12 protein-coding genes are annotated in these 15,974 nt (G+C 36.7%); 11 read left to right on the top strand and 1 reads right to left on the bottom strand.

All coding sequences use genetic code 11. The features are described from left to right. The first annotated feature begins 354 nt into the window (after positions 1-354). The 3 genes from PB01_RS16540 (at position 355) to PB01_RS16530 (ending at position 2,916) form a co-directional block, all read left to right on the top strand. Positions 355-930, top strand: a complete 576-nt coding sequence (locus tag PB01_RS16540; RefSeq protein WP_151701206.1) for a dihydrofolate reductase family protein — start codon at positions 355-357, stop codon at positions 928-930. A gap of 597 nt (positions 931-1,527) precedes the next feature. Further along, entirely contained in the window at positions 1,528-2,229 is a 702-nt protein-coding gene (locus PB01_RS16535) for a hypothetical protein (protein ID WP_151701205.1), read from the top strand. Positions 2,230-2,382: 153 nt separating this feature from the next. Further along, complete coding sequence (locus PB01_RS16530; RefSeq protein ID WP_151701204.1) at positions 2,383-2,916, top strand: hypothetical protein; 534 nt, start codon at positions 2,383-2,385, stop codon at positions 2,914-2,916. A 227-nt stretch (positions 2,917-3,143) separates the two neighbouring features. Here PB01_RS16530 and PB01_RS16525 read toward each other — a convergent pair whose 3' ends face one another. Next, complete coding sequence (locus PB01_RS16525) at positions 3,144-4,016, bottom strand: alpha/beta hydrolase (RefSeq protein WP_151701203.1); 873 nt, start codon at positions 4,014-4,016, stop codon at positions 3,144-3,146. Positions 4,017-4,253: 237 nt separating this feature from the next. Here PB01_RS16525 and PB01_RS16520 point away from each other — a divergent pair, with 237 nt between their 5' ends. From PB01_RS16520 to nadE, 8 genes are all read left to right on the top strand, one after another. Then, the gene (locus PB01_RS16520) at positions 4,254-5,492 is read left to right on the top strand and encodes a M20 family metallo-hydrolase (protein ID WP_151701202.1); all 1,239 of its coding nucleotides are present in this window, start codon (positions 4,254-4,256) and stop codon (positions 5,490-5,492) included. A 339-nt stretch (positions 5,493-5,831) separates the two neighbouring features. Further along, a complete protein-coding gene (locus PB01_RS16515; protein WP_225986074.1) occupies positions 5,832-6,401 on the top strand; it encodes a hypothetical protein in 570 nt (189 codons plus the stop codon). A gap of 82 nt (positions 6,402-6,483) precedes the next feature. Beyond that, positions 6,484-8,079: a catalase gene (locus tag PB01_RS16510; protein WP_151701200.1), complete on the top strand. Its 1,596-nt coding sequence runs from the start codon at positions 6,484-6,486 to the stop codon at positions 8,077-8,079. A gap of 631 nt (positions 8,080-8,710) precedes the next feature. After that, complete coding sequence (locus PB01_RS16505; protein WP_151701199.1) at positions 8,711-9,463, top strand: exodeoxyribonuclease III; 753 nt, start codon at positions 8,711-8,713, stop codon at positions 9,461-9,463. A gap of 103 nt (positions 9,464-9,566) precedes the next feature. After that, positions 9,567-10,847 carry an aminotransferase class I/II-fold pyridoxal phosphate-dependent enzyme gene (locus PB01_RS16500; RefSeq protein WP_151701198.1) on the top strand — a complete coding sequence of 427 codons (1,281 nt, stop codon included), beginning with the start codon at positions 9,567-9,569 and terminating at the stop codon, positions 10,845-10,847. A 165-nt stretch (positions 10,848-11,012) separates the two neighbouring features. Beyond that, on the top strand, positions 11,013-13,178 hold the full coding sequence (locus PB01_RS16495) for an outer membrane protein assembly factor BamB family protein (protein ID WP_151701197.1): 2,166 nt from the start codon (positions 11,013-11,015) through the stop codon (positions 13,176-13,178). 119 nt (positions 13,179-13,297) lie between these two features. Then, positions 13,298-14,779, top strand: a complete 1,482-nt coding sequence (locus tag PB01_RS16490) for a nicotinate phosphoribosyltransferase (protein WP_151701196.1) — start codon at positions 13,298-13,300, stop codon at positions 14,777-14,779. Between the two features lie 2 nt (positions 14,780-14,781). Next, complete coding sequence (gene nadE, locus PB01_RS16485; protein ID WP_151701195.1) at positions 14,782-15,609, top strand: NAD(+) synthase; 828 nt, start codon at positions 14,782-14,784, stop codon at positions 15,607-15,609. The last annotated feature ends 365 nt before the right edge of the window (positions 15,610-15,974 follow it).

Genomic DNA, 15,974 nt, shown 5'->3' with positions numbered 1-15,974 from the left:
AATGTCGATGGAGGAAAGGCTGCTACCAGGTTATCACCCTTACTAGTGACACATTTACTACACACAGAGGTAGAGATAATAAATGGAAACTAAACTATTAAGGATAGCAGAATAAGCAAATCTGATCGAAAGAGATTAGGTACATCTTGTGAATGGTGACTTGGAGGAGCCGTGTGCGTAAATAGCGCAAGCACGGTTCTGTGAGGGGGAGGAACACAATCTACCGCAAGGTAGAAAGGTTCCCTTCTACTCGACTTCGGATTAGCAAACCATAAGAAACTCCTAAGTTGAATTATGCTAAAATGTAGTTAATATATAATGTAGATATTCCTCATGAACAAAGGAGAGCTGAAAATGAGAAAACTCGTTCTATTTTTGCACGCATCGCTTGACGGTTTCGTAGAAGGGCCGAATGGTGAAATGGACATTGGCTGGATTTCCTATGATGCTGATTTGGAGAAACACGCGAAAGAAATTCTGAGTACTGCCGACACTGTCATTTGGGGACGTGGGACTTATCAGATGATGCACAGTTACTGGCCATCTATGCAGTCGAACCCATCAGCTTCACAGCATGAACGGAATCATGCCGAGTGGATCGAAAAGACAGCCAAAATCGTTTTTTCCACGGTGCTGGAAAAAGTCGAATGGAATAATTCCAGACTCGTGAAAGAAAATGTCGAGGAAGAGATCAATAACCTCAAACAGCAGCCAGGCAAGGATATGGTAATCCTCGGCAGTCCGAGGTTCGCACACCACCTTATGCAGCTTGATTTAATTGATGAGTTTAAAATTACGGTTTCTCCCGTTCTCGTCGCTAAGGGATTGCCGTTATTCCAAGGTCTCAAGGAGAAGATCAATCTTAAGTTAATCGAAAACAAGACCTTTGATTCTGGAGCCATAGGTCTCGTTTACCAGATGGTAAGATGACCTTGTCACTTAAGGTGATTAAGCTAACGGGAGACGATAGCTCAATTAACCGCCTTTTCACAAAGGCGGTTTTCTTATGGTCACAAATCAAAATTAGAATTTAACATAGCCTTAAAAAAGATTTAAAAGACGTTTTATGGCTTTTCGTTATCTCTTTATTTGGAGTGTCTGTTATAACGCATACCTGGCCGTTATGAAAATGGTGGAGAAGTAAGTCATATTAGAAATCCATAATAATCTCTCAAGTAATTATTCATTTGAGTGTAAGCAAAAATAGATCAAATTGTAAATATTCATTGCAACGGAGGAACTTAATTTAATTGAGTTCCTCCATTTATTATTCAACTAACGAGCTCTCAAATTAAACAACTTTATTATTCAGGTTCATAACAATAATCGTGTACAATTAAAAAAAGAAGTTGCATTACACGAAGAATTTGTTGGTTATTTACTTGATAGTGAAGAGGAGTAACAAAAATTCCTTATTAAGCTAACGGGTGCTTTACTTCAATAAGGAGTAAAGCCTTTTTTACTAAAGGTGCAGGTTTGTTGAATAAGAAAACGATTCAGGGAACACTAAAATGAGGTGTTGAACTAATGAAAAGATACATTGCTTTTATAATGACATTTCTTCTTGTTATTGTCCCTGATAACCCAAAGGCAGAAATTGAAGGATATGATATCATTGCAAAGTTAAGTAAAGAGAATATAACCCTATATGCTAAAAAAATGAATGATTTATATTATGATTTCAAACTTGGTTTCAAGGGGGAGATTTACTCAAGACCTTTTTGGATAAGCGCTGCTAATAATAATACTTATGCCCCACAAATTTATTACGAAGACATTAACCAAGATAAAAAGAAAGAGTTAATCATCATTCTGAACCAAGGCTATGGTACTGGTGTATTACAGGAAGAAGTTCATGTTTATCGATATACGAACGGATTGATTGATGTACTTGTTGATAACCCTATGGCAATTATCAATAAAAATGTAAAAACAAAATTAACTACTGAAAAAGACGAAATCATTTTGGGGGACAAAGTATCCGTTGTCGATCCTAAGTCAATAGAACCCTCGCATTTATTTGAGGATATAGGTTTCGGTAGCATTATTGATTATGAAGTAATTAACAAAAATCTTATGGTCAGAGTAAGTGGTCAAATAACACCAGCGACGTTTGTCGGAGATATTATCATTACTTATGAATACCGTGATAAAATGTATCAAGCGAAAGCAATTGAATTTATAACAGATATTAATAAAAACCCTTTTTATGGTCCAGTGAAACATTAAGCGATATTGAACTAACGGTGTGCTTTACTTCAAGAAGGAGTAAGTTTTTTTCCTTATTCAACTAACGCAGCAGGTTAGTTGAACAAGCAATGTCAATATGATAATTTTAACGAAGCTGGGAATACTACACCTAAAATATTGAGGTGATAGAAAATGACCAGATCTATTTCACTTTTGTTGATTTCATTTTGTTTGTTATTTTTCTTGACCATATATGCAACTGCAAATGATAAGCCCAGTCCTTATGAAGAAATATATCCTGAAATAGGTTACAAAACTGTGGAAGATGCAGTGGACGATTTTGAACAACATTTCAAACAAAAACTTAAACTTCCGCTTAGAATACCACCGATAAGCTTTACTCATCATTTTGGTAGATTTAGTGATTTAGAAAGCGACATTAATGACTCATTTGAAGTGATGTTTATAAATGATCAATTATCTGAAAATCATTATAAAATTGATGTTCGACCGATAAAGAATAATATTCCTATAAGAGAGAAATACGTGATAAAAACTTTTGAATTAAAAAGTGGAATTGTAGCCACTTATATGACAATTTCAGGATTTAATGTGCTTGTTTTCGAAAGAGGTGATTGGCAATATATGCTAAGTATTGATAAGCGAGTATCAGATAAAGTTACTCCTGAAACCTTGTTAGATATAGCCAATTCAATTGATTATTGATTCAAATTGGAAATTTTGTTATTCAATTAACGGGTGCTTTAGTAAAAAGTGGATAGCAAAATAAATGAGCTTGGAGATACATTTCCTAGCTCATTTTTTATGTGTATTTTTATTTTCCTATGAAATAACATTAATAATTTTGGCACTTACGAAAGAGGATGGAGTATTCGAAATCAACCAATAACTTTAACAAATTATAATAATAAAATGCTATTTATGAAATTAACTCAATCAGTTAAATGGACATGAAGGAAGTCAATAACCTCTTTCAGCGCATTTTGAACAACGGGGTTATGGAAATCCTTCTCAAATACATGCTCTCCATTTGGAATTGTAATTAACTTAGCTTTGACGTTTTCTTTTATTAATGCAGCTCTCATAAAAACAGATTGCAAGTATGGTACATCAACGTCATTTGTTCCGTGTAACAATAATGTTGGTGGATATTCCTTTGTAACATGATGAATTGGGCAATATTTTAAAAGTGCCTCTTTATTAATGGTAGGATTAATACCTGTTACTTCCTGAACCCACTCACCAGTTTGTCTAGCATATAAATATAGAAGAAAGCGTTGTTCAACAGAAGCTTCTGTAATTACGTCATCAATAATAATATGTTTTGTCATCTCTTTTGAAACTAAATCTTTTTGACAATAAAAACTGTTTGGGCTTGTTGCCCAATCCGCACTAATATCCCCGTATCCATAGAATGATATAATTGCACGTGGTTTATTTTTGAATGTACCAGTACAAAGTGCTAGAAAACCACCAGCAGAACTACCTACAATCGCAATCTTCTTGGCATTGATAGAAAACTGCTTTGGTGCCTCTAACTCAATCCAATTTAAAGCATCTTGAATGTCCTCTAAAATATACGATAGTTTTGTTTCAGGAGCTAGTCTATAATTAATTGAAAACAATCCATATCCATTACTAGTATATAAATGAATCATTTCTTCAGTTAGTTCTTCTTTTGTTCCCCAAAGTAATCCGCCTCCATGAATGTAAACGACAACCGGGGCATTGGGACTGGTTGTACCATAATAATCAGCTTCTAATGTAAAGCGTTCACCTTTTTTATAAATGACGGTATGTCTCATATCGATATTCACTTCCAATCACTAAATGTAACGAAGTCCAGTATATCACTAAACAGTAGGGTATTCATTGTGTACCATGCACAATAAATGAAGAGACATCTTGGTTCCGTTCCACAATGACAGTCTAGTGGAATTTGTTTAAAATGAACTTAGGAGTAGCAGTTGGTTAGTTTCGACTTTTTGCACTCTTAATGAGGTTAAATCGCCATAATGAATAACAGGACAGGGGATACTTGTATGGATAATAAGAAAAGGTATGAGTTACTATTTAATAATATTAACCAATACAACTCCGGTGAAAAGGGAATAACAAGAATTGCATATTCAAATGAAGAGCAGACTTGCACCCACGCGTTTATGCGCATGTGTATGGCCGAGCATTTAGATATTAGAATGGATCAATGTGGAAATGTTATTGCAAGAAGAAAAGGTAGGATAGAAGGTCTACCACCTGTAGTAATGGGTTCTCATCTTGATACAGTCTACCAAGGTGGAAAATACGATGGCGTCGTAGGTGTAACAGCTGCTTTAGAAGTAATTAAACGATTAAATGAAAAAGGTGTTGAAACAGATCATCCGATTGAAATTATTTCATTTGCTTGTGAAGAGTCTGCACGATTCGGAGTGTCGACAGTAGGTAGCAAAGCTATGGCTGGTCAATTCGATCATAATAGATACCGGAATCTAGTGGATAAGGACGGAATTACAATGGAAAAGGCATTTGCTTTATGTGCCCTGGATTTTAAGAGTGTGGAACAAGCAAGTAGAGTAGATGAACAGTTTAAAGCATTTTTTGAATTGCATATAGAGCAAGGTCCTGTATTAATAAATAATGATAAAAAAATTGGGATTGTTACAGGAATAGCTGCACCTGTAAGACTGCATGTGAAAATAATGGGGAAAGCATCCCATTCGGGAACGACCCCTATGAATATGAGAAATGACGCTCTTCTTGGCGCATCTGAAATCTCATTAGCACTAGAGAGCGCTGCAAAAAGTGAAGAAGATTTTGGAACAGTTGCGACTATTGGAGTTTTAAATGTCCACAATGGTGCGATGAACGTAGTGCCTGGAGAGGTTGAAATGAAAATAGACATAAGATCTACCTCTCTTCAATCGAGGCAAAGAGTCCTGGACTATTTAAATCAAACCATTGCAAACGTAAAGAAGAATAGACAGCTGGAGATTGAGAGCATCGAGATCAGTTCGGAAGAGCCAGTACTTCTATCGAAGGAAATAAATGAAGTTCTAAAAAGTATTTGTGAAGAAAAAAACATTTCTAATCAAATAATGCAAAGTGGAGCAGGACATGATGCGATGAACATGACCAAGTTATGTCCAGTTGGATTAATTTTTATCCCATCCGTTGATGGTCTCAGTCATCATCCAAACGAATATACTCCGCTAGATGATGTGATGATAGGTATTGATATTCTTGAAGAAGCGATTCTGCATTATGCAAAGATTAATAATTAGAAAAATGCCAAAGGAAAATTTCCTTTGGCATTTTTATTTTAAAAAGTCAGAAAGTATATAAAATTTTATGTCATGAAAAGGTTGATTTCTTCTACAGTCGAGCGCTTTTCAAGGGGCATGCAACAAGCCGCTTCCATCCCCCCCCCGGTTTTTCCTATAAATAAAAGATTGGTATCTCGTGTAGAGTTTCTCCTACTTCTAAGTCTCAGGTCTTAGACATTTTCCTTCTCAAGCCCGTGTGGAAAAAGTTTCAAATAAGGGATGATTAAAATAGTAGATTAGGGGGCAAAATGTTTCCTGTGAACGGGGTGAGGAGAAATCGAGAAAACCATTTATATTATGTTAAGTAAAACTGGAACATTATTTTCAAAAGCAATAGGTGTGTATACGAGGAAAGATTTAAATCATACATCGATTGCTTTCGATGAACAATTACTTGAAATGTACAGTTTCGGGAGGAAAAATAAGCATAATCCTTTTAATGGAGGATTCATTAGGGAAGATGCGACAAGTACGCTTTTTAATCGTGCTAGATGTGCGATTTATAAGTGCCAAGTGAGCTCATATGAATATAAGCGAATGAGGAATAAAATCAGACGAATGGAACAGCAAAAAGAGCTATATAAATATAATTTAATCGGATTATTTGGTTTAGCAATGAATATAAAAATTGAACGAGAGCATGCTTTTTTCTGTTCGCAATTTGTTGCCACCATTATGAATGAATGCCAATCATCAAAATTGCAAGTAGCTCCATGCTTCGTGCAGCCTCATCACTTTGAACAACTTCCTTCTTTAAAACTTATGTACAAAGGGCAATTGAAAACATATATTTGTAGCAAGCGTGAGAATGAAAAGCCACTTCAAGTTATCGGTTGGGAGAAATTTACATATCAAATACAACCTTAACTCTAAAACCGAATATTTACTTTCCTTTCTGGACAGTATATAGAGGAGTGAAAATTCTTTATACGGTTTAGGAGGATAAAAAGTGACAAAAGACCAATCCAGCCATGAAACAAATGTGGAAAACGAGGATACGTTAACAAATAGGCAAGGCCATCCAATCACGAATAATCAAAATATAAGAACCATCGGTAACCGGGGACCTGCTACACTTGAAAATTATGATTTCATCGAAAAAATTAGCCATTTTGATAGAGAACGAATTCCTGAACGTGTTGTGCATGCCCGAGGTGCAGGGGCACACGGTTATTTCGAAGCATACGGAGCGGCTGGTGATGAAGATATTTCCAAATATACGCGCGCAAAATTGTTTCAAGTAAAAGGGAAACAGACCCCTGTTTTCGTTCGTTTTTCTTCTGTTATTCACGGAGGACATTCGCCTGAAACATTAAGAGATCCACGTGGATTTGCCGTGAAGTTTTACACAGAGGATGGAAACTGGGATCTAGTTGGGAACAACTTAAAAATTTTCTTTATTCGAGATGCGATAAAATTTCCAGATATGATTCATGCTTTTAAACCAGATCCGGTTACCAATATTCAAGATTCCGAGCGGTTTTTCGATTTTTGTGCAAGTTCTCCAGAATCATTTCATATGGTAACGTTTATTTATTCTCCTTGGGGTATACCTGCAAACTATCGAATGATGCAAGGTTCCGGCGTGAATACGTACAAATGGGTAAATAAACATGGAAAAGCAGTGCTAGTAAAATACCATTGGCAACCGAAGCAAGGCATTCGGAACTTAACACAAAAAGAAGCCGAAGAAATACAAGGGAAAAATTTTAATCATGCGACACAGGATTTATATGATGCGATTGAAAAAGGAGATTTTCCAGAGTGGGAGCTTCTTGTTCAAATAATGAGTGACGATGATCACCCAGAACTGGATTTCGATCCGCTTGACGATACGAAACTTTGGCCAGAAGATCAATTTCCGTGGATGGCAGTGGGGAAAATGGTGTTGAACAGAAATCCAGAAGATTATTTTATGGAAGTGGAGCAAGTTGCATTTGGAACAGGCGTATTAGTAGATGGCCTGGATTTCTCAGATGATAAAATGTTGCAAGGTCGTACCTTTTCATATTCTGATACACAAAGGCATCGTGTAGGAGCAAATTATTTACAGTTACCAATTAATGCACCAAAAAAACGTGTAGCAACCAATCAATCTGGCGGACAAATGGCATATAGACTGGACAGGGGCCCTTTTCAAAATCCGCATATCAATTACGAACCCTCTATATTAGATGGTCTCCAAGAAGCAGAGCAACTTGGCGAAGAGTATACACCAATGATTAAAGGAAACTTAGTGCGACAATCCATCGATAGACAAAATAACACTAAGCAAGCCGGAGAAACTTACCGAAATTTTGAACAATGGGAAAAAACCGAACTCATTGCAAACCTTGTAAATGACCTAGCTAATTGTGATAAAAGGATTCAAGAAAAAATGATCGTACTAGCAGAAGAAGCAGATACAGATTATGGTCTACACCTACGGGAAGGTCTAGCGCATGCTAAAAAAGATGGGTCGACCAATAAGCCTCTAGGCAATCGAAACGGCGACGATGCACCTAAAGAAGCAATAGAAAAGAGTAATGAAGCAGAACCATATTAATAGCTTGCCTCACTTTCTAGAATAATGGAAAGTGAGGTATTTCTACTTTTGGAGGTAGGAATCTCAGAAAATCTTGGTGTATCTCATAAAATACCGGGCGTATCTCAGGAAAACCCAATCGTAGCTCATAAAACCTCTTGAGAATTCGAAAAAGTATCTTAATTTGTCCACTACTTATATTGTTTTAAGTTATCATTTTTCTCGGTAGCTATTTAATGTAAAATCGTTCACCTTTTCTTTGATGTAATATACAGAATTCTCAATAAGTTATAAACAATTTGTTTTCCGAAATAGTTTAAACTTAGAAAATAGATATTTGAAGGAGATGTTATCTATGAGTATGTTCGTTTTTATAGCTATCTCATTGATCGTAATGGTTGTGGTTGCTTTTGTTGCAATTGGAATATATTCATTATTCAAGATGGCTAAGAAGAAATAGAAAACGTGACTCTTAAAAATGGAGTCATGTTTTTATAAATAGTAGTGAAATTTGAAATAAGACATGTTTGTATATCGTCTAGTTAAGTTTAGAAGTTATTAAGAGCTATTTTGCATGCATACGATTTTAGCCTTATAATAATAGAAGATAGCCCGGTCAAGTGATCGGGTTTTTATACTTGGAGGAATACATATGAAACTAGTTTCTTGGAACGTGAATGGTTTGCGAGCATGTGTGAAAAAAGGATTTTTAGATTATTTCAATGAAGTGAATGCTGATATTTTTTGCTTACAAGAGACGAAGTTGCAGGAAGGACAAATTGAGCTAGAGTTAGATGGATATGAACAGTACTGGAATTATGCATTGAAGAAGGGGTATTCTGGAACCGCTGTGTTTACGAGAGTGAAGCCGATTTCGGTAAAATATGGCGTAGGTGATTTGGAGACGGAGGACGAGGGTAGAATCATTACGCTCGAATTCGAAGGATTTTATTTAGTCAATGTCTATACGCCAAATGCAAAACGTGATTTAGCACGGCTACCCTACAGACTTGAGTGGGAAGATGAGATGCGCGTTTATTTGAAACAACTGGAAGACGTGAAGCCTGTTATTATGTGTGGAGACTTAAATGTAGCGCACGCAGACATAGATTTGAAAAATGCTAATTCTAATAGAGGAAACTCTGGTTTTACGCTAGAGGAACGTGGTAAAATGACGGATTTATTAGCTGAAGGATTTGTAGATACTTTCCGGTATTTTTATCCCGAGCAAGAGGGAGCCTATTCATGGTGGTCGTATATGAATAAAGTGAGAGAGCGGAATATTGGATGGAGAATCGATTACTTTATAGCTTCCGAACAACTTGCACCTATTTTAAAGAATGCTTCCATTGATGCGCATATACTTGGCAGTGATCATTGTCCAGTTATCTTGGAACTAAAGTAGTGACAAGCTCGTGAAGTATTCAATATATTATCCCAAAAGGTATAATCCTTTTATGAAATAGAGTACAATATCTTTAAATCAACTATTCTGGAGGTTCTTATAGATGAATGCTTTAGCCTTACAATTAAATGAAAAAATGCAAAAAGAAAATTCGGCAATTTACGATATGTTATCCGATTTAGGAAAGAATTTATATTATCCAAAAGGAATTTTAAGCCAAAGTGCGGAAGCTGGAAAAAAAGCGCATCGCTTCAACGCAACAATTGGTATTGCTACAGAAAACGGCGAACCGATGCATTTCCGTCATATACAAGATAAACTAGGATATGATCCGAAAGATATTTATCCTTATGCGGCTCCTCAAGGAAAAGAAGAACTTCGTTTAAAATGGAAAGAAAAATTATTAGTCGATAATCCATCTATGCAAAACAAATCCATTGGAACACCAATCGTAACGAGTGCGTTAACGCATGGTTTAAGTATTGCAGCAGATTTGTTTATGAATCCTGGTGACGTGCTTATTACGCCAGAGCAATATTGGGGAAACTACAATACTGTATTTCAAATTAGAAGAGGCGGACGCGTAGAGACTTTCCCATTGTTCAATGAAAATGGTGGTTTCCATGTAGAAGCATTCCGCGAGACACTAGCGAAACAACAAGAGAAAGCAATTGTTTTATTAAACTTCCCGAACAATCCTACTGGCTTTACGCCATCTATCGAAGATGCAGAAGCAATTGTTCAAGTATTAAAAGATGTTGCTGAAGCAGGCACAAAATTAATCGTGTTATTAGATGATGCGTATTTTGGATTATTCTATGAAAATTCGATTAAGGAATCATTGTTTGGTTTATTAGCAGGAGTTCATCCAAATATTTTACCTGTGAAAATAGACGGCGCTACAAAAGAAAATTATGTATGGGGATTACGTGTTGGTTTCATTACTTACGCTGCAACTCCAGATGTATTAGATGCATTAGAGCAAAAAACAAAAGGTATCATTCGTGGAACTATCTCTAGTAGTTCTCATATTTCGCAAACAATTATTTTGGAATCTTTAAAGTCCCCTGAATTCCAAACAGAAAAAGAAGAGAAGTTCCAAATTATGAAAGGCAGAGCAGTGAAAACAAAACAGGTGCTTGCAAATGAAAAATTTGCTCCTTATTGGACTTACTATCCATTTAACTCTGGTTACTTCATGTGCTTGAAACTAAATGATGTAGATGCAGAAACGCTAAGACTTCATTTACTAGATGAATACGGAGTTGGCGTTATTGCCAGCAATAAAACAGATATCCGCGTTGCATTCTCATGTGTAGAAGAATCAGATATTGAAGAACTCTTTGATTTGATTTTAGAAGGTTGTAAAGACTTAACAAAATAATTTTAGATTAGCAAAATCTGTTCAAGAGCTACAATTCTTGAACAGTTTTTTTGTATTTATAAAAATGAGAGCGATAACATTTATTCTGAATTCGAAACATAAACTTAAAGTAGTAAGAATGTTGAAAAAACTAGGTATATTTCCATAGTTTTAAGGGGGGAAAAGATGAGAAATAAAAAGTTATCCGTATGGGCAAAAATCTATATTGTTTTTATCATTGCACTTGTAGGAATTTTGATGATTTATATCGTAGTGGATAAGGAGGAAAAAGTACCAGAGTACAGCACCATAACAGTAAAAGAATCTGTAATAGACTCCAAAGTAGAGGAGGAGGTTGGACCTAAGCTCTCTACTTTAGACTTTGCATCGACTGAATGGGGTACTCATGGGGGAGATTACTACAACAGACGTTATTCTATGCTCAGTCAAATTACGTCAGAAACCATTGGGGATTTAAAACCAACATGGGTAAGTAGTCTAGGATCGGGTTCAGAGGGGAAATATTCTGGAGAGGCTACACCAATCGTAGTAGACGGCGTCATGTTTATTACTACGGGTGCAAATGAAATTTTCGCTCTGGACGCCAAAACTGGGGAACAGATTTGGGCTTATACACCTAATATTGTACAAGAAATGGATACAGTATGTTGTGGTTGGACATCACGTGGTGTCGCAGTTGGCGACGGTAAAGTATATGCGGGATTATTAGATGCTCGTTTAATCGCACTAGACCAAAAAACTGGAGAATTATTATGGGAAACAAAAGTAGCAGAATGGGAAGAAGGCTACACAGTTACGAGTGCTCCGCTTTACTATAACGGTAATGTTTACACGGGCGTTTCTGGGGGAGAATATGGGATCCGTGGTCGAGTGATGGCCTATGACTCAGACTTAGGTCGTGAAGTATGGCGTTTCTATACAATTCCTGGTCCAGCTGATATGGATGGTGATACATGGCCAACAGATAATAATGCTTGGTTAACAGGAGGGGGGCCGGTATGGAATACACCAGCAGTTGACCCCGAGTTGGGTTACATTTATTTTGCAACTGGAAATACTGCTCCTGACTTAGACGGTAGTAATCGTGAAGGGGACAATTTATATGCTAACTCCATAGTGGCCTTGAATGCAGAGAATGGGGATTACGTATGGCACTTCCAAGAAGTACACCATGATATATGGGATATGGATCCTACAAATCCAGTTGTACTTTACGATGTAGAAATGGATGGCAAAATGCGGAAAGGTTTAGGGCAAGCGGGTAAAACTGGTTGGGTCTATTTCTTAGACCGTACAGATGGAACTCCGCTAGTAGGAATCGAAGAAAAGCCAGTTCCACAATTGGCAGAGCAAAAAACAGCTGCAACACAACCATTTCCAATAGGAGATGCTTTTGTTCCGCAAACGATAATGGAAGAAGATGTGAAAAATGATTTAGGACCTGAATTTACAGGAGAAACTGGTAGTATATTCACTCCGTTTTGGGATGTACCAATTACTCTGAAACCTGGTCCATTTGGAGGGGCAAACTGGCCACCTTCCGCATACAATCCTGATACCGAGTATTTTTATGTATTAGGTAATGATCACTACATGTCATTTGCTAGACAGGAGGATGAGGCATTTGAAGAAGGATCTATGTATGTTGGTAGTATTATGCAACCAGTATCAAATGCTCCAACCAGAGGAACAGTTACTGCAATTGATGTAAAAACCAATAAAATAGCATGGCAAAAAAAATGGGATACACTTGCCTATAGTGGTGTTCTAACGACTGCAGGAAATCTTGTATTTGTTGGACATAATGATGGTCGACTAATTGCATTTAATGCAAAAACGGGAGATGAAGTATGGGAGTATAAAATGGATGCAGGTGCTAACGCTCCATCTATAACTTATGAAATTGATGGAGAGCAATACATCGCTATCTATGCTGCAGGTAATGCCCTTGCAGGTTCTATACATGGTGATAAAGTATATACGTTTAAATTAGGTGGAGCTTTGCCAGAGGGGCAAATAATTGATGCTTCAGCTAAACGAGGAGGTGGAGATACTACAACTGTAGGAGATAGTACAGTTAGCGCAAACATTGATAAAGGAATTACTTTATACGATGCGAACTGTTTAGCTTGTCACGGGAATCAAGGTGCAAATGGTCACAATGGTCCAAACCTGCAAAAAAGTGAGATAGCTGTAAGTAAAGAGGCAGTAATTGAACGCATAACAAATGGTAAGAATGGTATGCCATCTTTTAAAGAGACTTTGACTACGGAAGAGATGCAGGCAGTTGCTGACTATGTTGTGACTGTGATTTCGCCACTAGGTAAGTAAAATACTCTTACACTGAAACCAGCCTTCGTTTTGATGGCTGGTTTCTTGATGCTTAAATGTCCAAGTAAAAGGGTAAATAGTGTATACTTATTGCAATAGTTATGGAGAAGGGGATACTTATGAAAAGAGATTATCCAGACGACAGTTTAGCTTTACATACCGATTTATATCAAATTAACATGGCAGAAGCTTATTGGGCTGATAATATGCATGAGAGAAAAGCAGTTTTTGAACTATTCTTCCGTAAGCTTCCATTTGGTAATGGTTACGGTATTTTTGCAGGACTTGAAAGATGTCTTGATTATTTAAGAGAGTTCCATTTTACGGAAAGCGATTTGGAATATTTACATAATGATATTGGATACAAAGAAGATTTTATCGATTACTTACGCACACTTCGTTTTACTGGTAATGTGTATTCTATGGTTGAAGGAGAACTCGTGTTTCCAAATGAGCCTATCATTAGAATTGAATCCACGTTGGCAGAAGCGCAACTAGTAGAAACTGCATTATTAAATATCGTAAATTATCAAACACTAATTGCTACAAAAGGATCGCGTATTAAACAGGTAGTGAAAGACGAGATTGCGATGGAATTTGGTTCTAGACGAGCGCATGAAATGGATGCAGCTGTTTGGGGGACCCGTGCGGCATATATTGGTGGAATCGAAGCTACTAGTAACGTTAGAGCAGGTAAAATGTTTGGTATTCCAGTTGCCGGCACACATGCGCATTCACTTGTACAAGCATATAAAAGTGAATATGAAGCATTTCATTCGTATGCAAAACGTCATAGAGATTGCGTCTTTTTAGTGGATACGTACAATACGTTAAAAACTGGTGTTCCTACTGCTATTAAAGTGGCTAAAGAGCTTGGTGATAAGATAAACTTTATAGGAATTCGACTAGATTCAGGGGATATTTCCTTCCTTTCAAAAGAAGCAAGAAAGATGCTAGATCAAGCTGGTTTTACAGATGCGAAAATCGTCGTTTCCAATGATTTAGATGAATATACGATTTTAAACTTAAAAGCACAAGGGGCAAAAGTAGATAGTTGGGGTATTGGTACGAAACTCATTACGGCGTATGACCAACCGGCACTTGGAGCAGTATACAAACTCGTTTCTATTGAAAATGAAGCGGGCGTAATGGAAGATACGATTAAAATTTCTTCTACTACGGAAAAAGTGACTACTCCTGGACAAAAGAAACTGTTTCGAATTATCGATAAGGTAAATGGCAAAGCAGAAGGGGATTACATCACGATGTATGATGAAGATCCTACGCATGAAAAACGCTTAAAAATGTTTCATCCAGTTCACACCTTTGTATCAAAATTTGTGACGAACTTTGAGGCGAAAGATCTGCATGTAAAAGTAATTGAAAATGGGGAAATTATTTATAAGAACCCTTCTCTAGAAGAAATGCGAAATTATGCCCATGAGAACTTAGAATTATTATGGGATGAATACAAACGTTCACTTAATCCAGAGGAATACCCAGTCGATTTAAGTCAAAAATGTTGGGACAATAAAATGCGTAATATTCAAGAAATAAAAGAAATGGAACATAATCTTATTGCGCACAATGGAGGTCAATAAAAATGACTACAAAGCAACAAGAAATTATTGATGCACTTAAAGCAATGCCCACCATCGATGTAGAAGAAGAAATTCGTAAAAGTATTGATTTTATGAAGACATATTTAAAAAAGAATCCGTTTTTAAAAAGCATGGTGTTAGGCATTTCAGGAGGGCAAGATTCCACTTTAGTTGGGAAACTGGCTCAACTTGCGGTTGATGAATTAAACAGTGAAGCAGGAGCAGATACGTATGCTTTTATCGCAGTGAGCTTACCTTACGGAGTGCAGTTTGATGAAGGAGAGCGTCAAGATGCACTAAATTTTATGCAACCGTCCAAAAGGCTTACGATTAACATTAAAGAGGCAGTGGATGCAAGTACACTAGCGCTTCTGAATGCGGGAATTACACTTTCAGATTTTGCTAAAGGAAATGAAAAAGCAAGAGAACGAATGAAAGCACAATATTCGATTGCAGCAATGTACAATGGTGTTGTGTTAGGAACGGACCATGCAGCGGAAGCGGTTACTGGTTTTTATACTAAATTCGGCGATGGTGGTGCAGATTTAATGCCGATCTTCCGTTTGAATAAAAGACAAGGAAAGCAATTACTTCAGCATCTAGGCTGCCCGGAGCATTTATATTTGAAGGTTCCAACTGCCGATTTGGAAGAAAATAAACCTGCTCTTCCTGACGAAGTTGCACTTGGTGTTACATATGAGGAAATTGATAATTATTTAGAAGGCAAAGACGTTTCTAAAGAAGCGCAAGAAAAGATAGAATTGCTTTACACTCGCTCTATGCACAAGCGACATATGCCTATTACCGTTTTTGATAACTTTTGGAAATAATAAAAGGAAGTCGAGCTGTCTCTCAGGAGATGGCTCGACTTTTTTTAGAAAGTATATAAACTACCGTGTTCATTGTGTTTTTAGTTTCATAGGACTGTCTAACACTAATTTGTGCATCTCACATAAAGTTAACTCTTTACATAGAGAAATGGTTGCTTTCACGATAAAATTGGTTGCTTTCAGTGTAGAATCTGTAGCTTTCACTCTACAATTAGTCGCTCTATGACAGTTTTTTACTTTTTAGTTGAGCATTTAATCTTAATAATACTAGTAATCCTGTGGAATTTGAGAAAAATAGATAGTATCCATTGATAAAGAAGCACAGAGCGGACAAAATTGCATCTTCGTCTGCTTTTAAAAGAATA

Origin of the sequence: Psychrobacillus glaciei, from assembly GCF_008973485.1 — a bacterium.
In the GTDB taxonomy this organism is placed as follows: Bacteria; Bacillota; Bacilli; order Bacillales_A; family Planococcaceae; genus Psychrobacillus; species Psychrobacillus glaciei.
Note: the sequence above shows the minus strand (reverse complement) of the source record. Positions and strands in the feature narration are given on the sequence as shown.

Excerpts from the sequence above, each read along its gene's own strand:
- PB01_RS16540 (WP_151701206.1), top strand. The coding sequence starts at position 355 with ATGAGAAAACTCGTTCTATTTTTGCACGCATCGCTTGACGGTTTCGTA.
- PB01_RS16535 (WP_151701205.1), top strand. The coding sequence starts at position 1,528 with ATGAAAAGATACATTGCTTTTATAATGACATTTCTTCTTGTTATTGTC.
- PB01_RS16530 (WP_151701204.1), top strand. The coding sequence starts at position 2,383 with ATGACCAGATCTATTTCACTTTTGTTGATTTCATTTTGTTTGTTATTT.
- PB01_RS16525 (WP_151701203.1), bottom strand. The coding sequence starts at position 4,016 with ATGAGACATACCGTCATTTATAAAAAAGGTGAACGCTTTACATTAGAA.
- PB01_RS16520 (WP_151701202.1), top strand. The coding sequence starts at position 4,254 with ATGGATAATAAGAAAAGGTATGAGTTACTATTTAATAATATTAACCAA.
- PB01_RS16515 (WP_225986074.1), top strand. The coding sequence starts at position 5,832 with ATGTTAAGTAAAACTGGAACATTATTTTCAAAAGCAATAGGTGTGTAT.
- PB01_RS16505 (WP_151701199.1), top strand. The coding sequence starts at position 8,711 with ATGAAACTAGTTTCTTGGAACGTGAATGGTTTGCGAGCATGTGTGAAA.
- PB01_RS16500 (WP_151701198.1), top strand. The coding sequence starts at position 9,567 with ATGAATGCTTTAGCCTTACAATTAAATGAAAAAATGCAAAAAGAAAAT.
- PB01_RS16495 (WP_151701197.1), top strand. The coding sequence starts at position 11,013 with ATGAGAAATAAAAAGTTATCCGTATGGGCAAAAATCTATATTGTTTTT.
- PB01_RS16490 (WP_151701196.1), top strand. The coding sequence starts at position 13,298 with ATGAAAAGAGATTATCCAGACGACAGTTTAGCTTTACATACCGATTTA.
- nadE (WP_151701195.1), top strand. The coding sequence starts at position 14,782 with ATGACTACAAAGCAACAAGAAATTATTGATGCACTTAAAGCAATGCCC.